Below are 17840 nucleotides of genomic sequence, written 5' to 3'. Positions count from 1 at the left end.
GTCGGAAACTGGTAACCGGCAATCCGCTTTCACAGATTGACCAAACCCGGCGCGCAAAGCGCCTTAATAGGAAGGATCGATTGCCCGTTGGCGCCGCACGGTTCCCGGCAAAAATGAAACCAAGTGGGTCAGATCGATGTCGAAGACAATCTGCTCGACATATGGTTTCAACCGCTCGGCGCTCAGACCCGTGCCGTAACGACGACCCGTCTTCTTTGCCCGTGACCAACCACAGATTTCGTCCTTGACCTCTTCGCTGGCATCCGTCTCGTTCAACGCATCCTTGAATGTGTGGCGGAACGAATGGAAACAGAGTTTCGGACGCCGGGCGGCAGGTAGATCGATCTTTTTCAGAAAACTGGCAAAGCGCTTGGTGAAAATGTCGCTTCGATAGCCATGTTTGCTGACGGGCACATCATCGAACAATGCTCCGGCCTTGGCTTTGCGTTTCTCTTCGACCCAAGCCAGGAAGCCCATACGCTCCAATTCTGGATGTATCGGGATTTCCCGTTCAGCCCCATCGGTTTTGAGCTTCATGTCACGGGTGAGCACAATAAAATTTGTGCCCTGAGCCGAAAGACGCACATGGTCGGGCGTGAGTTGCAGGACTTCGCCCATCCTCATGCCGGTGAACAAGGCCAGCAGGGGAACCCAATAGCGGCTCCTGCGGACAATGTTTGGCCCAGCCCTCGAAAACCCATGCTCATCGTCAACGCAGCCTGTGTAAAGCGGCGTGGAGAAGATTGATTGCAATTCCCCGCGATTAAACGGCAGCCGTTGCGTTTCAGGAGCCTCCCGCCGACGTAAAGGGTTGATCCCGCTTGCCGGGTTATCCCGGATCAGTCGTTCCTTGACCATCCAACCAAACAGATTGTCTGTCATCCGCAAGTAGTTATTCTGCGTCTCCCATGCCAGCGTGTTGCCGATCTTGTTACTCGCGGCGATCTGTTCCAGCGTCCGCTTGCCACCCGTCTTTTTACCGAAATTGGGAGGGAGCCGGGATAGCGTGTCGCGCAACTGGTTGCAATCCGCGCGGGTGATCGACCCAACCGCCCGTTCAGGGCCAAAGAAATCCGCAATATGGGTAAGCAGCGAGCGATGTTTCAGACTGGTCTTGTCGCTGACCGAGCGCAAATCCAGCTCTTCCGTCAAATATCGGTCGGCTGCGTCCTTCAGGGTTAGGTCGGTTGATTGCGTTACCGGCGTCCCCTGCCCAACCACATTGTCTGCCTGCCCGTTCGCAAAGAAGCTGTCGTCCACGCGCGTTCGATAATCCCCCGCCAGCCGGGCCAACTCCAGTGAATGCAACTGGATCAAGGCTCGGCGAAGGTATTCCGAGAGAAGCTGCGCCGACGCTGTGTCGTGGACAAGAGGCAAGCCCGTGCCTGCCAGCACCTGTGATACGGCGTCACCGACAAGGAGATGGGCGTCAGGGTTGCGCCACGATGAAAGAGACGCGAGTTGCATGTGCAACCCTTCGGCCATTTGCTCCCGCTGATCTTCATCCAGATCAGCCGATGAGAACGGGTTTCGATCAAGGTCGGTTCGGCCCCGATCAAAAAATTGCCGTGCAAGCCGCGCGGCATCTGCATCGGTCAGCACACGCTCGGCCAATAGGGGTTTCGCAGGTTTACCACGCCCGCCTGTCCGACTTGCTTCGACGAAGGCCGCCTTCCAGTTCGCAGCTTCCTTCAGATGCAGGGCTTCAGCCTCGTCCCTGTCGGACGTTCCCAGGCTCTTCCAGATTTGGGTTCGCCCGAATTTCGCAACAAGCGTCTTGGGCACAAGGACACGCGAATAATAAACCGATCCGCGAAGGTGCAAGCCCCTTGGTTTCGCCACCTGATCCATCCCCCGCTGAGTAGCAGAAAAATGTAGCAGTAAGCAAAGAAAACCAACGGAAATGCTGGTCCTCTAGGACTTCTGCGTCCTGGAGGAAAATTGGTGGAGCCGAGGGGGATCGAACCCCTGACCTCGTCATTGCGAACGACGCGCTCTCCCAGCTGAGCTACGGCCCCGTAAAGGAGCGCTGCCTATAAGCGAGCGATTGCGCCCATGCAACGGTCTTTTTGCGCAAAATGCGACGGCCGCGAACAGGCCCGGAACCGCGCAGCGCAGCCGCTCTGTCGGGGCCAAGGCGGAACATTACTCCTGCGTAACGCCCGGAACGATGCGGCCGCATGCTCATTGGTGCGGTGACGACGCTTCCGAAAGGACGTCGTGCAAAAAGCAGACAAGGAGACGGACAATGGGTTACCAAGGCGGACGTCGCTATGGTGACGGCGATCGTAACTGGACGGACTGGGACCGCGATTCCGACCGTTACCGTGCGCGGCGCGACTGGCGGGACGACCGCAGCTATCGATATGGCACGCGCGGCCAGTTCGGCGGATCGGGATCGGGATATGGCGGATCGGGCAACCGGCGCCCGCCCGAAGATTATGATCCGGAAGAACGGGGCTTCTTCGACCGCGCGGGCGACGAAATCCGGAGCTGGTTCGGTGACGAAGAGGCGGAGCGTCGCCGCGAATATGACGATTATTACAACCGGCCCTATGGCGATCCGCGGGACCAGAGCAGCCGGATCGGCTATGCCTCTGCCTCCAATTCGGCGCGTTACCTGCCCAATCGCGGCTATGCGCCCTTTGCCGGCGAACGCAGCGGCTTCGGCAGCGAGGATCATGGCTATCGGGTGCGCGCCTATGGCCCCAACCATGATTATGGCGAGCATCACGACGCCAATTACTATGCCTGGCGTCAGCAACGGATCGACGAGCTGGACCGCGACTATGCCGAATATCAGCGGGAGAATCGCGAACGCTTCAACAATGAGTTCGGCAGTTGGCGGAACCGCCGCGGCGAGCAGCGCCAGGCGGTCCAGCAGGTCCGCGAGCATATGGAAGTCGTCGGCAGCGACGGCGAGCATGTCGGCACGGTCGACAAGCTGCGCGGCGACCGCATCATCCTGACCAAGAGCGATCAGGAATCCGGCGGCGTGCATCATTCGATCCCGTCATCCTGGATCAGGTCGGTGGACGCGCAGAAGGTGACGCTGGAAAAGACGGCGGAACAGGCGCAGACCGCATGGCGCACCGAGCGGGAGCAGCAGGCCCTGTTCGGATCGCAGGACGACGATGCGAGCGACAGGTTCAGCGGCGCAAGCGGCTCGACCTCCGAAAAGGGCCGTTACCGGTAAAAAATGGGAGGGCCCGGCCGCGGGCCGGGCCCCTTCTTCATTCGGCGGCGGCCAGCACCCGCTGCGCCTGGACCAGATGCGGACGGTCGATCATCTTGCCGTCCAGTTTCAGCACCCCTGCACCCGGATTAGCGGCGAAGGCCTCGATCACCGCCCTCGCCCGGGCGATTTCGGTCTCGCTGGGGGTAAAGCCATCATTGATGGCGGCGACCTGTACCGGATGGATCGCCATCATGCCGGTGAAGCCATCGCGACGCGCCCTTCCTACATAGGCCTTGAGATCGTCCATCGCCTCAATCCGGGGGAAGACCGTGTCGATGGCTGGCACGCCTGCTGCATGGGCGGCGAACAGCGTGAGGCTGCGCGCCAGTTCGAAGGGCGCGGTGTAGCGGCCGTCCTCCTCGCGGGAGGTCGACGCGCCCACCGAGGCGGGCAGATCCTCCGCCCCCCAGGTCAGGCCAGCGAGCTTTTCGCGAACCTGCCGGAACGTGCCCAGTTCGAAGATGGCAGTGGGCGTTTCGGTCGCGATGGGCAGGATCGGCGGCACATTCGCGCCGTCCGCCAGGGCGATCAGCGCCTGAATGCTGGGGGCGCCTTCCGCCTTGGGCAGCATGATCCCGTCCGGCGCAGCGGGCAGCACGGCGGCCAGATCGGCGCGGGTGTGATCGCCGTCCAGCGGGTTCACCCGGACGAAGGCCACGCAGTCGCGGGGCGAGGCCAGCCATTCCGCAATCGCTTCCCGCCCAAGGGCCTTGCGTTCCGGGGCGACCGAATCCTCCAGGTCCAGGATGATGGCGTCGGCGCCGCTGGCCGCCGCCTTGGCGAAGCGTTCGGGGCGGTCGGCGGGTACGAAAAGCAGCGAACGGAGCTTCATGCGGGCCTCTTCTTCAGCAGCGCCATGCGCAGGCATTGGCAGACGATTTCGTCCCGCTGGTTATAGAGCCGATGGGTGAATGTCACGATCCCCGCTTCGGGGCGGGAACGGCTTTCCTTGAGGTCCGTCACTTCGCTGTCCGCCCGCATCGTGTCACCGATGAAGACGGGCTTGGGCATGACGAGCTTGTCATAGCCCAGATTGGCGACCAGCGTGCCCAGCGTCGTGTCGCCCACCGACAGCCCCACCATCAGCGCGAAGGTGAAGGTGCCGTTGACGAGGATATGGCCGAACTCCGAGGCTTTCGCGGCCTCAGCGTCCAGATGCAGCGGCTGGGGGTTGTGGGTCATGGTCGAGAAGAGGAGATTGTCGGTTTCCGTCACCGTGCGGCGGATGTCATGGGTCATCCGGTCGCCAATCCGCCATTCGTCATAATAGCGGCCCGCCATCAGCCCTCCTCCCGCTCAACCAGCACCAGCAGCGCGCCTTCGCTGACCTGGCCGCCTTCGGACGCGTCCAGTTCCGCCACTACGCCGTCGAAGGGCGCCGTCAGGCTATGCTCCATCTTCATCGCCTCCAGCGTGACCAGCTTCTGGCCCTTGGCGACCTTGTCGCCCTGCGCCACGGCGACGGCGATGATGCGGCCCGGCATGGGGGAGAGGATCGCGCCGTCGGATGCGGCGGCGCCGCCTGCCTTGACGGGCGGGGTCTGGCTGAAGAACCAGCTTTGCCCGGCTTCGGTGACGATGATCGTGCCGTCGCGCTCCATGTCGGAGCAGAGACCGGTGCGCAGGTCGTCCGATTGCGCTTCCACTACGACATGGCGGCTGTCCACGAACAGGTCGACCTTCGTCTTCGACTGTCCGTTGAGGCGGAAACCGAACAAGCCGTCGCGAAAGGACCGATCGTCCCAATCGCTCCGGGCGAGCCAGTCGCTGCGGAATCGCTCACCCGCCGCCGCAAGGACTCGGTCCGAGGGGCCATCGATCCTTGTCAGCGCCTCTCCCTGCCGCTCGATCAGGCCGGTGTCGAGGCGACCCTCGGCAAAATCGGCCATGGAAAGGCAAGCGTGCAAAAACGGCTTGTTGGTGTGCAGCGGCCCGACAAAACTGCTGTCGAGCCAGCGGATCAGGCCGCCCCGCGCTTCCTCCCGATCCTCGCCATGGCAGATGACCTTGGCGATCATCGGGTCGTAGAAGGAACTGACGGTATCGCCTTCCTCCACGCCCGTTTCCACGCGGGCGCGGTTGTCGAACAGCAGCCGGTCGATCTTGCCGGGGCTGGGCAGGAAGCCTTTGGCAGGATCTTCGGCATAGAGCCGCGCCTCGATGGCGTGGCCGTTGATCGACAGCTCCTCCTGCTTTTTCGGCAGCGGTTCGCCGCTCGCCACGCGGAGTTGCCATTCGACCAGATCGACGCCGGTGATCTCTTCCGTCACGGGATGCTCGACCTGGAGGCGCGTGTTCATCTCCATGAACCAGATGCGGTCGGCGCGCAGGCCTTCGCTGGCGTCGGCGATGAACTCGATCGTGCCCGCGCCGACATAGTCCACCGCCTGCGCTGCCCGCACCGCCGCGCCGCAAATGGCTTCGCGGGTGGCCGCGTCCATGCCGGGTGCGGGGGCTTCCTCGATCACCTTCTGGTGGCGGCGCTGGAGCGAGCAGTCGCGTTCGAACAGGTGCACGACCTGGCCGTGGCTGTCCCCGAACACCTGCACTTCGATATGGCGGGGCGAGAGGATATATTTCTCGATCAGCACCTGGTCGTTGCCGAAGGAGGACGCCGCCTCCCGCTGGCAGGAAAGCAGCGCGTCGGCAAAATCCGCCGCGGCTTCGACGCGCCGCATGCCCTTGCCGCCGCCGCCCGCGACCGCCTTGATAAGCACGGGATAGCCGATGGCGTCGGCTTCGGCTTGCAGGCGCTCTGCGCTCTGGTCCTCGCCCAGATGGCCGGGGGTGACGGGCACGCCCGCGTCGGCCATCAGCGTCTTGGCGGCGTCCTTCAGGCCCATGGCGGTGATGCTGGAGGGATTGGGACCGACCCAGATGAGGCCTGCGTCGATGACGGCCTGCGCGAAGGCGGCGTTTTCCGAGAGGAAGCCGTAGCCGGGGTGGATCGCTTCGGCCCCAGTCGCCTGGGCGGCGGCAATGATGCGGTCACCGATCAGATAGGATTCGCGCGCCGGGGATGGACCGATATGCACGGCTTCATCGGCTTCGCGGACGTGGAGCGCTTTCGCATCGGCGTCGGAATAAACCGCAACGGTGCGGATGCCGAGACGCCGGGCGGTGCGGATGATGCGGCAGGCGATCTCGCCGCGATTGGCTATGAGCAGGGATTGGATCATGAGAGACTCCCAAATACCTCCCCAATATGGGGAGGGGGACCGGCCGCAGGCTGGTGGAGGGGCTGGCGCGCAACACAGGCGGCTGTGATCGCCTTGACGACATTGTCCGGATTCTGGAGGACATCGCGGGCGGGAATGCGGAGGGTGTGAAAGCCCAGCCGTTCCAGATGAGCGTCTCTATTCTGATCCAGCCCCGGCTGATCTCCGCGTGAATGGATTTCCCCATCCACCTCGATGACTAATCGCGCCGACAGACAGGCGAAATCCAAGCTGTAACGATTGATAGGATACTGGCGGCGGAATTTGAAACCGCCCGGCCGCATCTTCAATGCACGCCATAAAATGACTTCCGGCAGATTGCCGCTGCGGCGTTCCTTGCGTGCCGTGCGGATGGCTTCAGTCGTTGCCGAGAACACCCCTCCACCAGCCTTTGGCTGGTCCCCCTCCCCGTTCCGGGGAGGTACTTCGTCCCCTCCCCTCACATGCGGAACACCCCGAAGCGGGGCGCCTCCTCGACCGGGGCGTTGAGCGTGGCGGCGAAGGCCAGGCCCAGCACGTCGCGGGTCTGGGCGGGGTCGATCACGCCATCGTCCCACAGACGCGCCGTGGCGTGATAGGGGTTGCCCTCATCCTCATATTTCTGGCGGATCGGGGCCTTGAAGGCTTCGGCTTCTTCCGGCGTCCATCTGGCGGCGTCGCGGTGGACGGTCGCCAGCACGCTCGCCGCCTGCTCGCCGCCCATCACGGAGATGCGGCTGTTGGGCCAGGTGAAGAGGAAGCGAGGACTGTAGGCCCGGCCGCACATGCCGTAATTGCCCGCGCCGAAGCTGCCGCCGATCAGCACGGTGATCTTGGGCACGCTGGCGGTCGCGACCGCGGTCACCAGCTTCGCGCCATGCTTGGCGATCCCCTCCGCCTCATATTTGCCGCCGACCATGAAGCCGGAGATATTCTGAAGGAACAGCAGCGGAATGCGCCGCTGACAGGCCAGTTCGATGAAATGCGCGCCCTTCTGCGCGCTCTCGCTGAACAGCACGCCATTGTTCGCGAGGATCGCGACCGGCATGCCCCAGATATGGGCGAAACCGCAGACGAGCGTGGTGCCGTAGAGCGATTTGAACTCGTGAAATTCGCTGCCGTCGACGATGCGGGCGATCACTTCGCGCACGTCATAGGGGGCGCGGACGTCCTGGGGGATGATGCCGTACAGTTCCGCCGGGTCATATTTCGGCGCTTTCGGCTCGCGCAGGTTGAGGTCGATTTCCGGCGCCGGTTGCAGCGTCGAAACGATGTCCCGCACGATGGTCAGCGCATGCTCGTCATTCTCCGCGACATGATCGACCACGCCGGAGCGGCGGCCATGCACTTCCGCGCCGCCCAGGTCTTCGGCGGAAATGACCTCGCCCGTCGCGGCCTGCACCAGCGGCGGCCCGGCGAGGAAGATCGTGCCCTGGTTGCGCACGATCACCGTCTCGTCCGACATGGCGGGCACATAGGCGCCGCCCGCCGTGCAGCTTCCCATGACGCAGGCGATCTGCGGGATGCCCCGCGCCGACATCTGCGCCTGATTGTAGAAGATGCGCCCGAAATGCTCGCGGTCGGGAAAGACCTCAGCCTGATTGGGCAGGTTCGCGCCGCCGCTGTCGACCAGATAGACGCAGGGGAGCCGATTCTCCATTGCGATCTCCTGCGCGCGGAGATGCTTCTTCACGGTCAGCGGATAATAGGTGCCGCCCTTAACCGTGGCGTCGTTGCAGGCGATCATCACCTGCCGTCCCGACACCCGGCCGATCCCTGCGATAATGCCCGCACCGGGCACCTCGCCATGATACATGTCATTGGCGGTGAGCTGGCCGATCTCCAGAAACGGACTGCCCGGATCGAGCAGCCGCTCCACTCGGTCGCGGGGCAGCAGCTTGCCGCGCGCCACATGCTTGGCCCGCGCCGCTTCGCTGCCGCCGAGCGCGGCCTGCGCGACCTTCGCGTGCAATTCGTCGCGCAGCGCCCGGTTATGCGCCGCGTTGGCGCGGAAAGCATCACTCTCCGCCGAGAGCTTCGTGTCGAGAACAGGCGCACTCATGCTCTTGCGCTCCGCTGCCCTGCGGTTGCATATCCGGGGTCATCCATGCCTACCATCCTGCTCCTCACCATATCCAACCTGTTCATGACCACCGCCTGGTATTGGCACCTGAAAGGCGGGATGAATAAGCCCCTTTTCGCGGTCATCCTGATCAGTTGGGGCATCGCCTTCGTCGAATATTGCTTCGCCGTGCCCGCCAACCGCATCGGCTTTGCCCATGGGTGGAGCGCGGGCCAGCTCAAGATCGCGCAGGAGGCCATTGCGCTGCTGATCTTCGGCGGATTCATGGTGACGGTGCTGGGCGAGCCGCTGCACTGGCGCCATCTGGCCGCTTTCCTCTGCATCATGGCGGCGGTGGGCTTCCTGTTCGTGGGGCGGTCATGAGAGAGTTGCCCGCTCTTGCGGAGGCAGGAGCCCAGTTCGGACGGCAGGGGCACATTCACACGCCGATCAGTTCGCGGCCGATCAGCATGCGGCGGATTTCGTTCGTTCCCGCGCCGATGTCCAGCAGCTTGGCGTCGCGCATGTAGCGCTCGACCGGCCAATCCTTCGTATAGCCCGCGCCGCCCAGCGCCTGCACCGCCTCCAGCGACACCTTCATCGCATTCTCGCTGGCCAGCAGGATCGCGCCCGCCGCGTCGAAGCGGGTTGTCCTGCCCCGGTCGCAGGCCTGCGCCACGGCATAGACATAGGCCCGCGCCGAATTGAGCGCGACATACATGTCCGCGACCTTGGCCTGCATGAGCTGGAACGCGCCGATGGGCTGGCCGAACTGCTTGCGCTCCCGCACATAGGGCAGCACCACGTCGAGACAGGCCTGCATGATGCCGAGCTGGATGCCCGACAGCACCGCCCGCTCATAGTCGAGGCCCGACATCAGCACGCCGACGCCGCCGTTGAGCGGGCCCATGATGTTTTCCTCCGGCACTTCGCAATCGTCGAAGACCAGTTCAGCGGTGGGCGATCCGCGCATGCCCACCTTGTCGATCTTCTGCCCGATGGAGAAGCCCTTGAAATCCTTCTCGATCAGGAAGGCGGTGATGCCGCGCGACCCTTCGCCGGTCTTGGCATAGACGACAAGCGTGTCGGCATAAGTGGCGTTGGTGATCCAGAATTTGGTGCCGTTGAGGACATAGCGGTCGCCGCGCTTCTCCGCGCGCAGCTTCATCGAGACGACGTCCGACCCTGCTCCCGCCTCCGACATGGCGAGCGATCCGACATGCTCGCCGGAGATCAGCTTGGGCAGATAGCGCGCCTTCTGCTCCGGCGTGGCCCAGCGGCGGATCTGGTTGACGCAGAGATTGGAGTGCGCGCCATAGCTGAGGCCTATGGAGGCGGAAGCCCGCGCCACTTCCTCCTGTGCAACCACATGCTCCAGATAGCCGAGGCCAAGGCCGCCATCGGCTTCCTCCACGGTGACGCCGTGCAGGCCCAGCGCGCCCATTTCCGGCCACAGGTCGCGCGGGAACCAATCCCTGGCGTCGATTTCCGCGGCCAGAGGCGCGATGCGGTCGGCGGCGAAACGGGCGGTCGTCTCGCGGATCATCTCCGCATTTTCACCCAGCGCGAAGTCGAAATCAGTCATGGCAAGCTCTCCTTGCCGCGCATCCTATCGTTCAACAACCGCCAAGAAAAATTGAAACGGCGCAGGATAGTGTATAGTTTCTGTCTATGATCGAACGCTATTTGCTCCGCTATTTCCTGGCTGTTGTGGACCATGGCAATTTCTCCCGCGCGGCCGCGCACTGCCTGGTGTCGCAGCCGACTTTGTCCGTGGGCATCTCCAAGCTGGAACAGACGGTGGGCGCTCCGCTTTTCCTGCGCAGCAACCAGCGGGTCGAACTGACCGAAGCCGGAGCCCGCCTGCTGACCCATGCCCGGCGGATCGAGCGCGAATTCAACCTGGCGGAACTGGCGGGGGCAAAGGCGGAGCAGGCCCCGGTGCTGCGCATCGGCGTGCTGCTGAGCATAGCAGGCGAGCTGGTCGCCCGCGCCGTTGCGGACCGCGCCATGGCCAAGGAAGGCAGGATCGAGATCATCCCCGGCAGCGAGCGGGAATTGCTGGGGCGCCTGGACGCGGAGCGGATCGACGTGGCGCTCACCCTGATCAGGCCGGGCGCGGACCGCTTCCTGACGCAATCGGTTATAGAGGAAGGCTATGGCATCGCCATGGCCGCCGGCCATCCGCTGGCCGGGAGAGCCGTGGTGGCTGCCGAAGAACTCGCCTCCGAAACGATGATCGTGCGCCGCCATTGCGAGGCGCTCTCCGCCACCAGCCGCTATTTCGTCGATCGCGGCGTCCGCCCGCATTTCGCCTTGCGCTCGACCAATGACGAGCGCGTGATGCAGATGGTCGCGGCGGGGCTGGGCATAACGGTCATGCCCGAAAGCTACCGCTGGCCGGGCATGGCGCGGGTCGCGCTCAAGGATTTCGGTGAGCGGAGGAATGTCGGACTTCTCTATGGCGCGCGAGCGGCGGGGCTGCGGGAAGCGCCGATGCTCAGGGCGCTGGAGGCGTCCTTGGGGGCGGAAGGCCTCCGTATCTAGGGCAGCAGATGATTCCATCTGCTTGGAAAAACGCTTGTCTTATGACATTGCGGTCCGTTTGGGTCATGCTGGATTGCCCGGGCCGGGGTGGCCACCCCGGCCCGGGCGGAAGGGGACGGATCGTGAAAGCGCCGGTCGTTGTGGGACCGGGTTAGAGTAGGATCGCCCCTTTCTTTTCGTGTCGGCCCGAACGGATACCGGGGTTTTGGACCCGGATGACAAGCATGGGACAGCGGAAAAGATGAGCGACAATCTACCACAGACGATCGGCATCGACATCTCCAAAGCGAGCCTCGATTGCTATGCTCACCCCATCGGCGTCGAGCGCCAGTTCACCAACACGGCCAAGGGCCACAAGGCACTGATCGCCTGGCTGCGACAATGGCCGGTCGAGCGGATCGCCTATGAGGCAACGGGCACCTATCATCGGGCGCTGGAGGCGGCTCTGGCCGACTGGCCCTGCGTGAAGCTCAACCCGGAGCGCGCCCGGCGCTTCGCCCAGGCGACTGGCATTCTGGCCAAGACCGATCGCATCGATGCCATGTTGCTGGCCCGTATGGCGGCCACCTTGCAGCCGCCGGTCAGACCCGCTCGAAGCGCACAGCAGGCGCAGATAGCGGAGCTCATCAATGCCCGAGACGGCCTCGTGCGCGATCGCACCGCGCTCAAGAATCGCGAGAAGAACCTCACCATCGCCTTCCTCAAGCGCCAGTGCCGGCAGCGGCTCGAGCAGATCGAACGGCATATCGAGGCGCTCGATACCGAGATCACCAACCTGATCGCCGCCGATGCCGCGCTCGCCCGCCGGCATGAGATCCTCACCAGCATCGCCGGCGTCGGAACGCTGACCGCCAACCAGCTCATCGCCACCATGCCCGAACTCGGCAGCCTCGAGAACAAGCAGGCCGCATCCCTCGCCGGTCTCGCCCCCGTCGCTCGACAGTCCGGACAATGGAAAGGCAAGAGCTTCATCCGCGGCGGACGCGCCAACGTGCGGCAGGCTCTCTATATGCCGGCCCTCGTCGCCGCCCGGTACAATCCCGATCTCAAGGCAAAATATCAGCAGCTCGTTACTGCCGGCAAGCCCGCCAAGATCGCCATCACCGCCGTCATGCGAAAGCTCGTCGTCACCGCGAACGCCATGCTCAAAGCCGATCGATGCTGGACGCAATCTCCAGCTTGATCATCACGGATACTCTAACCGGCGCGCGTCACCCGGCCGAACAATATCTGATAGACGTCATCGCCGCCGTCCTCTTCGAAGGCCGCCATGACGCGGCGCAGGTCGCGGGGAGGAAGCGGCTTTCTCCCCTCGCTCGGCACCACGGCGCCGATGCCCTTGAGATGGGCGATCAAACCCTTTGCGCCGCCGCATGGCAGGGCATATTCCTCATCGAAGGCGAAGGCGTCCTCATAGGGCGCCAGCATGGACCGCAATGCGGGCAGCGAAGGATAGTCGGGAATGCCCGGCCTCAATCCGGCGGCCTGATGCGCCGAACGCCAGCGGGCGAAGCTGCCCTGCCCCATGGTCGAGAAAAGCAGGCTGCCCCCCGGGCGCAGCAATCCCGCCAACCGTGCGATCGCGCTTTCCAGATCGTCGAACCATTGAAAGGCCAGGCTGGAAAGAATGAGGTCGAACCATTCGCCCTCGAAGATCGGCGCTTCCCCATCCATCGCCAGGAAAGTGCCCGCAACCAGTCCGCCCGTGGCGGCGCGGGCCAGCATGTCCGGCGACAGATCCGTCACCACCAGTTCGGCGCCCGGCCAGCGCGCCTGGATGTCGCGTGTCAGAAAGCCCGTGCCGCAGCCGATCTCCAATATCCGGCCGACCCCGCCGGGCCTCTGCCGCTGCGCAAGATCGGCCACCAGCGCGGCGGCCAGCCGCTGCGGCCCGGCATGATCGTCATAATGCCCCGCAGCCGCGCCGAAAGCGTCGCTTATTCGTTGCTTGCGGTGGCCGTTCATGGCTAGTCGCATTGACAGAGCCGCACTCTCTTTTCCAGTCTTTCAAGGACCGCGCCGACCGATGACCGCCCTTTCCGCCCGGATTCCCGCCATGGACGTTCTGCGCGGCTGCGCGGTCATGGGAATCCTCTGGATGAACATCGCGGCCTTCGCCCTGCCCGAACAGGCCTATTTCAACCCCGCGGCGGCGGGGCCGCTGTCGACAGGAGACATCGCCTTCTGGACCGTCAGCTTCCTGTTGGTGGACGGCAAGATGCGGGCGCTGTTCTCCATGCTGTTCGGCGCGTCGATGCTGCTGCTGATCGACCGGGAGGAAATGGCCGGACGCGACGGACGGCGGGCGCAGATGATCCGGGCCGGCTGGCTGTTCGTCTTCGGCCTTGCCCATTACCTGCTGCTGTGGTGGGGCGACATATTGATGATCTATGCGCTGGTCGGGCTGGCGGCGCTGCCATTCGCGCGCAGGGAGCCGCTGGCGCTCGTCAAATGGGCCTTTTTCTTCTTCCTGGCGCATTTCCTGATCTGTGCAGGCTTCATCGGCACGCTCTATGCCTGGGGCCATGCCGCCGCCGCACCCGATGCTCCCGGCCATGTCAGTGCGGGTTTCGCCGATTTCGTCGCTTCGCTTTCCGATCCGGACCACGCGGCCATCAGCAGCGAATATAGGGTCTATCGCGGCGGCTATGGCGGCGTCCTCCTCCATCATGTCGCCCTGTTCGGCGGACAGTGGCTCACGACCCTGCCATTCGTCGCATTCGATACGCTGGGGTTCATGCTGCTGGGCATGGCGATGTTGAAGGGCGGTTTCCTCACCGGCCGTTGGGAGGCGGAGCAATATTGGCGGACGGCGCGGCACTGCTTCCTGATCGGGCTGATTCCGATGGCGGCGCTGGCGGCGTGGATCGTTTCCAGCCGGTTCGCTCCGCTCACGGCATTGGGATCGGTATTGGCCTGGTCCTTCCCCTTCCGCATCCCGCTTGCTGTCGGGTGGGCGGCCCTGGTCCTGTGGCTGTTCACACGCCACCCTGCCGCATCGTTGACCGGGCGCATCGCGGCCGTCGGCCGACTGGCGCTCAGCAACTATCTGGGCAGCAGCCTCATCATGTGCGGGATCTTCTATGGCTGGGGACTGGGACTGTTCGGCCAGGTTCCGCACCATAGGCTGCCGCTGTTCGTGATCGCGGCATGGGCGACGATGCTGATCTGGTCACCCCTCTGGCAACGCCGATTCGCCCTTGGCCCGGCGGAGTGGCTGTGGCGCAGCCTTGCCCGCGGCCAAACGCAAAAGATTCGCAACAGCGCCTGAATTCCTATTGCGACCTATTATCATCTGCGCTATCTCCCCCTCAGGAGATTTGCATGGTTGTCTGTGTCTGCAATGCCATCCGTGAAAAGGACCTGAAAGAGGTCGCCCGTGAAGGTTGCGCAACCCCTTGCAGCGCCTATGCGCGCCTTGGCCGGCGGCCGAAATGCGGCCAGTGCGTGCCCTTCGCCCGCACGATCATCGCGGCGGAGCGCGCCTCCATTTGAAGCCATTGCGAAGCAAGCGCATCGGATTGACGCGAACCTGACGCAATAGCGTAGCAGAAAATGGCGGATTTCCGCGGCTTTGCGGATTAACAAACGCAAGCCGAACGCTTATGATCCCGGCACTTTCCCCTACAGCCGGAGAAGAACGCCATGAAGGGCGACGCCAAGGTTATCGAATATCTGAACGAGGTGCTCAAGAACGAGTTGACCGCGATCAATCAATATTTCCTCCACTATCGCATGCTGAATCATTGGGGCATCGAGAAGCTGGCCAAGTTCGAATATGAAGAATCCATCGATGAGATGAAGCATGCGGACAAGCTGGCGGAGCGCATTCTGTTCCTTGACGGCCTGCCCAACTTCCAGTTGCTCGGCCGGCTGAAGATTGGGGAAACGGTGGAAGAAATCCTGAAAGCCGACCTCGAGTTGGAATATGAAGCCCTGCCGGTGCTGAAGGACGCCATCGCCTATTGCGAATCGATCCGTGACTATGTGAGCCGGGACCTGTTCCAGCATATCCTCGAAAGCGAGGAAGAGCATGTCGACACGCTGGAAACCCAGTTCGAGATGATCGAGCGCATGGGCATCCAGAACTATATCCAGCTGCAGAGCAAGGCTGCGGAAGAATAAGGGATCACGGGCGGGCGGGCCTATCCGGCATGCCTGCCCCGCCACTGACGCTTCGGATCAGCGGTGGGAATGACATTGTGCTCATGCGAAGACGGGAGCAGGCGTCATTCAGCCCATTTAAATCAGCGAATCGAGCAAACCGATCAGCGGCAGGTCGGCCGGCGGCATCTCCAGCGCATACATTTGCGCCGGCCTGACCCATTGCAGCGCGGTCGCATGACGCGCTTCCGCTATTCCTTGCCACTTGCGGCAGACATAGAGCAGCAGCAGCAGATGGCGGTCGCCCAGCGGCTCGCTCGCGAAGGTCGCGGGCGCCAGGCAGCTCGCATGGGTGCGAATGCCCAATTCCTCCTCCAGTTCCCGGATCAGCGCGGTTTCAGGCGCTTCCCCCGGCTCGACCTTGCCACCGGGAAACTCCCAGAGATGCGCCATCGGCTTGCCTGGCGGCCGCTGCTGCAACAGCACGCGGCCATCCGCGTCGACCAGGGCGGCGGCGACCACCAGCAGAGGAGAAATTATCGTCATAATGGTTCCGCTTGAGGGGTTTGTTAACTCTGCCCCTTTTACAAGGGCATCCGGGGCTGTGTGTAAATGGGGTGCGGCATGCGGGCATTATTCAAAAATTTCAGCTTCTGGAAGCTGATCTACTGCCAGCGCGGAGCGACGGCGGTGGAATATGGGTTGATCCTCGCCCTCATCTGCCTGGCCATAGTCAGTGCCCTGTCCAACGTCGCCAACAAGACCATCGGCATGTGGAACAATGTCGCGACGGAAGTCCTAGCGCATTAACCATTTATGTCTGACACCTGCTGCGCTCCATTAAATCTTTATCAACCCGCACTCTCTACACCGTCCCAAGCTGACCTTCATTCCAAGCGGGGGGCGGCCGGGTAGTTAAACGTGAAATTTGACGCAAGGAGACTTCCAATGCAGTTCATCCGCAAGATGATGAAGAATGAAAAGGGTGCGACCGCCATTGAATATGGCCTGATCGCCGCGCTCATCGCCGTCGCCGCCATCGGCGCCATGACCAGCCTGGGCGGCAAGCTCGGCAACACCTTCAACAATGTTTCGGGCAACCTGAAGTAAGCTCGAACCACATTGACGAAAAAAGGGCGACGGAAGCAATTCCGTCGCCCTTTTCATTGCACCCAGCTTCACCAGGTCACGATCTTGACCCGCTGCCCGGGACGCAGCACGCTATTCGCCGTCAGGGCGTTGATCGTCAGGAACCGGTCCAGCGGATAATCCGTATAGGCCATGCGCCTGGCCAGGGACTGGACGGTGTCGCCAGCCTTTACAGTCACGACATCGACCCGGCGAGGCTTGATCGCCGCCGCGTCCTGGGCCGAAAGACGTTGTACCGACTGCACCATGGTGGAAAAGGGACCGATCCCCTGCCCCGCCGCCGTCAGCAGCAGGAAATGATAGGCTTTCCCGCCGCCGAAATCATAAGCGAAAACCGTCGCATCCACCTGGCTGGACTGGGTGCTGGCGCGAACGGTGCGCCAGGCTGCGGGCAGGCCGTTGACGGTGGTGCGCCGCACCTCTCCGGCCCGAACGCCGCCATTGCCGCCGCCCAGCTTCGCGAACACTGAGTCGATATAGGCGGACAGATCGCCCGAATAGGGAGCGGCGCTGAACTGCGCCTGGCCGCCCGACCCCACGACGCTGACGGCGCTCGCGCCATTTTCCATGCCGAAGCCCGATGGCGCGGTGAAGCTGACCCGCAAATCGGGATGGCGGAAGCGGCTGCCCTCGATCACGCCCTGTTTCGGATCGTCGCCATAGAGAACGCCGTTGAGGGCGTTCAGGAACGCGTCCCGGTTGCGGACCGTGCTGGTCGAGCCGCTGCCGGCTGCATTGCGTGACGCGCGGCCAACGCGCGAGGCGGGGTCGGGATGGGTGCTTGCCCATTCCGGCACCGAACGGGAGCTGCCGGCGACCCGGGCATCCAGGCTGCTCTGCGCCGCGAGCGAGGCCAGCATGGATGACAGGGCCTTGGGATCGTAACCGCCCGACGCAAGATAGCGGATACCCAGATCGTCCGCCTCATATTCCTGGCTGCGCGAGAATTTGAGCGTCAGCAACTGGCTGCCTTGTCCGATCCCCTTCTGCAACATGCCGGTGAGCGCCGAATCGCCCAGCAGAGCGCCCGTCAGCACCTGCAACAGGGTGCCGCCAATGGCGTTGCGCTGCGCCGCCTGCTGCCGCCTCTGGCCATGCTGCGCCGCGACATGGCCGATCTCATGACCGAGTACGCCGGCCAGCTCCGCCTCGTCGTTCATCAGCGCCATGAGCTGGCGCGTCACATAGACATAGCCGCCGGGAATGGCGAAGGCGTTGTTTACCGGCGAATTGAGCAGGGTGACGGTGAAATCCCCCTGGGCATTGGACAGGCCGGACTGGACCGCGATGCGTCGACCCACGCCCTCCACATATTTCGCCTGCGGCCCGGCATAGGCGCCGCCAAATTCGTTGAGAAGCTGGGGATGCTGCTTGGCGCCCGCTTCCTTTTCCTGCGGACTGATCGACGAAACCGTACGAATCGCCCGCTGCTGGCCGTCTGCGGACGGCGCGGCTGCCAGGACGATCAGGCCCAGCCTGGCGAGAGCCAGAGATGATGTTCGTTTCACGGCGCCTCCTGCTACCCCTGTTACCTTCGCGTAAC

The 17840-nt window shown here is 63.5% G+C and carries 19 protein-coding genes and 1 tRNA gene; 9 read left to right on the top strand and 11 right to left on the bottom strand.

Annotated features, from left to right (window positions below; all coding sequences use genetic code 11):
• Window positions 1-63 precede the first annotated feature (63 nt).
• Window positions 64-1851, bottom strand: a complete 1788-nt coding sequence (locus H5V43_RS02195) for a site-specific integrase (RefSeq protein ID WP_025549285.1) — start codon at window positions 1849-1851, stop codon at window positions 64-66.
• Between the two features lie 91 nt (window positions 1852-1942).
• Window positions 1943-2018, bottom strand: a tRNA-Ala gene (locus H5V43_RS02190).
• Window positions 2019-2248: 230 nt separating this feature from the next.
• Here H5V43_RS02190 and H5V43_RS02185 point away from each other — a divergent pair.
• On the top strand, window positions 2249-3196 hold the full coding sequence (locus H5V43_RS02185; protein WP_025549286.1) for a DUF2171 domain-containing protein: 948 nt from the start codon (window positions 2249-2251) through the stop codon (window positions 3194-3196).
• 37 nt (window positions 3197-3233) lie between these two features.
• On the opposite strand, the gene H5V43_RS02180 is transcribed toward H5V43_RS02185, so the two are convergent.
• From H5V43_RS02180 to H5V43_RS02160, 5 genes are all read right to left on the bottom strand, one after another.
• Complete coding sequence (locus H5V43_RS02180) at window positions 3234-4070, bottom strand: HpcH/HpaI aldolase/citrate lyase family protein (protein ID WP_025549287.1); 837 nt, start codon at window positions 4068-4070, stop codon at window positions 3234-3236.
• Window positions 4067-4519 carry a MaoC family dehydratase gene (locus H5V43_RS02175; protein ID WP_025549288.1) on the bottom strand — a complete coding sequence of 151 codons (453 nt, stop codon included), beginning with the start codon at window positions 4517-4519 and terminating at the stop codon, window positions 4067-4069. The genes H5V43_RS02180 and H5V43_RS02175 overlap by 4 nt, the downstream gene beginning before the upstream one ends.
• The gene (locus tag H5V43_RS02170) at window positions 4519-6417 is read right to left on the bottom strand and encodes an acetyl/propionyl/methylcrotonyl-CoA carboxylase subunit alpha (protein ID WP_025549289.1); all 1899 of its coding nucleotides are present in this window, start codon (window positions 6415-6417) and stop codon (window positions 4519-4521) included. Before H5V43_RS02170 ends, H5V43_RS02175 begins: the two co-directional genes overlap by 1 nt.
• Window positions 6414-6833 (bottom strand): endonuclease domain-containing protein, encoded by a 420-nt coding sequence (locus H5V43_RS02165; RefSeq protein ID WP_193666737.1) that lies wholly within the window; start codon window positions 6831-6833, stop codon window positions 6414-6416. Before H5V43_RS02165 ends, H5V43_RS02170 begins: the two co-directional genes overlap by 4 nt.
• Window positions 6834-6895: 62 nt before the next feature.
• Complete coding sequence (locus H5V43_RS02160) at window positions 6896-8497, bottom strand: carboxyl transferase domain-containing protein (protein ID WP_025549292.1); 1602 nt, start codon at window positions 8495-8497, stop codon at window positions 6896-6898.
• Between the two features lie 45 nt (window positions 8498-8542).
• Here H5V43_RS02160 and H5V43_RS02155 point away from each other — a divergent pair, with 45 nt between their 5' ends.
• On the top strand, window positions 8543-8881 hold the full coding sequence (locus tag H5V43_RS02155) for a DMT family protein (RefSeq protein WP_025549293.1): 339 nt from the start codon (window positions 8543-8545) through the stop codon (window positions 8879-8881).
• 55 nt (window positions 8882-8936) lie between these two features.
• Here the strand turns inward: H5V43_RS02155 and H5V43_RS02150 are convergent, their stop codons facing one another.
• Window positions 8937-10082, bottom strand: a complete 1146-nt coding sequence (locus H5V43_RS02150; protein WP_025549294.1) for an isovaleryl-CoA dehydrogenase — start codon at window positions 10080-10082, stop codon at window positions 8937-8939.
• An 86-nt stretch (window positions 10083-10168) separates the two neighbouring features.
• Between H5V43_RS02150 and H5V43_RS02145 the strand changes: the two genes are divergently transcribed.
• Together H5V43_RS02145 and H5V43_RS02140 are read left to right on the top strand one after the other, a co-directional pair.
• Window positions 10169-11044 (top strand): LysR family transcriptional regulator, encoded by an 876-nt coding sequence (locus H5V43_RS02145; RefSeq protein ID WP_025549295.1) that lies wholly within the window; start codon window positions 10169-10171, stop codon window positions 11042-11044.
• Window positions 11045-11285: 241 nt separating this feature from the next.
• On the top strand, window positions 11286-12227 hold the full coding sequence (locus H5V43_RS02140) for an IS110 family RNA-guided transposase (RefSeq protein ID WP_193666736.1): 942 nt from the start codon (window positions 11286-11288) through the stop codon (window positions 12225-12227).
• A gap of 14 nt (window positions 12228-12241) precedes the next feature.
• Here the strand turns inward: H5V43_RS02140 and H5V43_RS02135 are convergent, their stop codons facing one another.
• Window positions 12242-13009 carry a methyltransferase domain-containing protein gene (locus tag H5V43_RS02135; RefSeq protein WP_025547886.1) on the bottom strand — a complete coding sequence of 256 codons (768 nt, stop codon included), beginning with the start codon at window positions 13007-13009 and terminating at the stop codon, window positions 12242-12244.
• Between the two features lie 61 nt (window positions 13010-13070).
• Here H5V43_RS02135 and H5V43_RS02130 point away from each other — a divergent pair, with 61 nt between their 5' ends.
• The 3 genes from H5V43_RS02130 to bfr all read left to right on the top strand — a co-directional run bounded on the left by H5V43_RS02130 (window position 13071) and on the right by bfr (window position 15169).
• Window positions 13071-14315: a DUF418 domain-containing protein gene (locus H5V43_RS02130; protein ID WP_025547884.1), complete on the top strand. Its 1245-nt coding sequence runs from the start codon at window positions 13071-13073 to the stop codon at window positions 14313-14315.
• Window positions 14316-14368: 53 nt separating this feature from the next.
• Complete coding sequence (locus tag H5V43_RS02125) at window positions 14369-14539, top strand: (2Fe-2S)-binding protein (protein ID WP_025547882.1); 171 nt, start codon at window positions 14369-14371, stop codon at window positions 14537-14539.
• A gap of 150 nt (window positions 14540-14689) precedes the next feature.
• On the top strand, window positions 14690-15169 hold the full coding sequence (bfr, locus tag H5V43_RS02120) for a bacterioferritin (RefSeq protein WP_025547881.1): 480 nt from the start codon (window positions 14690-14692) through the stop codon (window positions 15167-15169).
• A 117-nt stretch (window positions 15170-15286) separates the two neighbouring features.
• On the opposite strand, the gene H5V43_RS02115 is transcribed toward bfr, so the two are convergent.
• Entirely contained in the window at window positions 15287-15694 is a 408-nt protein-coding gene (locus tag H5V43_RS02115) for a (deoxy)nucleoside triphosphate pyrophosphohydrolase (RefSeq protein WP_025547880.1), read from the bottom strand.
• 78 nt (window positions 15695-15772) lie between these two features.
• Between H5V43_RS02115 and H5V43_RS02110 the strand changes: the two genes are divergently transcribed.
• Complete coding sequence (locus tag H5V43_RS02110) at window positions 15773-15958, top strand: Flp family type IVb pilin (protein ID WP_007682781.1); 186 nt, start codon at window positions 15773-15775, stop codon at window positions 15956-15958.
• Window positions 15959-16096: 138 nt separating this feature from the next.
• Window positions 16097-16258 carry a Flp family type IVb pilin gene (locus H5V43_RS02105; protein WP_020821044.1) on the top strand — a complete coding sequence of 54 codons (162 nt, stop codon included), beginning with the start codon at window positions 16097-16099 and terminating at the stop codon, window positions 16256-16258.
• 68 nt (window positions 16259-16326) lie between these two features.
• On the opposite strand, the gene H5V43_RS02100 is transcribed toward H5V43_RS02105, so the two are convergent.
• The gene (locus H5V43_RS02100) at window positions 16327-17805 is read right to left on the bottom strand and encodes a M48 family metalloprotease (protein WP_025547879.1); all 1479 of its coding nucleotides are present in this window, start codon (window positions 17803-17805) and stop codon (window positions 16327-16329) included.
• Between the last annotated feature and the right edge of the window lie 35 nt (window positions 17806-17840).

Origin of the sequence: Sphingobium fuliginis (genome assembly GCF_015074805.1) — a bacterium.
Classification (GTDB): domain Bacteria; phylum Pseudomonadota; class Alphaproteobacteria; order Sphingomonadales; family Sphingomonadaceae; genus Sphingobium; species Sphingobium fuliginis.
This window is presented reverse-complemented; position numbering and strand designations above follow the sequence as displayed.

Coding starts and splice junctions, on each gene's coding strand:
- H5V43_RS02195 (WP_025549285.1), bottom strand. CDS start 1,851: ATGGATCAGGTGGCGAAACCAAGGGGCTTGCACCTTCGCGGATCGGTT.
- H5V43_RS02185 (WP_025549286.1), top strand. CDS start 2,249: ATGGGTTACCAAGGCGGACGTCGCTATGGTGACGGCGATCGTAACTGG.
- H5V43_RS02180 (WP_025549287.1), bottom strand. CDS start 4,070: ATGAAGCTCCGTTCGCTGCTTTTCGTACCCGCCGACCGCCCCGAACGC.
- H5V43_RS02175 (WP_025549288.1), bottom strand. CDS start 4,519: ATGGCGGGCCGCTATTATGACGAATGGCGGATTGGCGACCGGATGACC.
- H5V43_RS02170 (WP_025549289.1), bottom strand. CDS start 6,417: ATGATCCAATCCCTGCTCATAGCCAATCGCGGCGAGATCGCCTGCCGC.
- H5V43_RS02160 (WP_025549292.1), bottom strand. CDS start 8,497: ATGAGTGCGCCTGTTCTCGACACGAAGCTCTCGGCGGAGAGTGATGCT.
- H5V43_RS02155 (WP_025549293.1), top strand. CDS start 8,543: ATGCCTACCATCCTGCTCCTCACCATATCCAACCTGTTCATGACCACC.
- H5V43_RS02150 (WP_025549294.1), bottom strand. CDS start 10,082: ATGACTGATTTCGACTTCGCGCTGGGTGAAAATGCGGAGATGATCCGC.
- H5V43_RS02145 (WP_025549295.1), top strand. CDS start 10,169: ATGATCGAACGCTATTTGCTCCGCTATTTCCTGGCTGTTGTGGACCAT.
- H5V43_RS02140 (WP_193666736.1), top strand. CDS start 11,286: ATGAGCGACAATCTACCACAGACGATCGGCATCGACATCTCCAAAGCG.
- H5V43_RS02135 (WP_025547886.1), bottom strand. CDS start 13,009: ATGAACGGCCACCGCAAGCAACGAATAAGCGACGCTTTCGGCGCGGCT.
- H5V43_RS02130 (WP_025547884.1), top strand. CDS start 13,071: ATGACCGCCCTTTCCGCCCGGATTCCCGCCATGGACGTTCTGCGCGGC.
- H5V43_RS02125 (WP_025547882.1), top strand. CDS start 14,369: ATGGTTGTCTGTGTCTGCAATGCCATCCGTGAAAAGGACCTGAAAGAG.
- bfr (WP_025547881.1), top strand. CDS start 14,690: ATGAAGGGCGACGCCAAGGTTATCGAATATCTGAACGAGGTGCTCAAG.
- H5V43_RS02115 (WP_025547880.1), bottom strand. CDS start 15,694: ATGACGATAATTTCTCCTCTGCTGGTGGTCGCCGCCGCCCTGGTCGAC.
- H5V43_RS02110 (WP_007682781.1), top strand. CDS start 15,773: ATGCGGGCATTATTCAAAAATTTCAGCTTCTGGAAGCTGATCTACTGC.
- H5V43_RS02105 (WP_020821044.1), top strand. CDS start 16,097: ATGCAGTTCATCCGCAAGATGATGAAGAATGAAAAGGGTGCGACCGCC.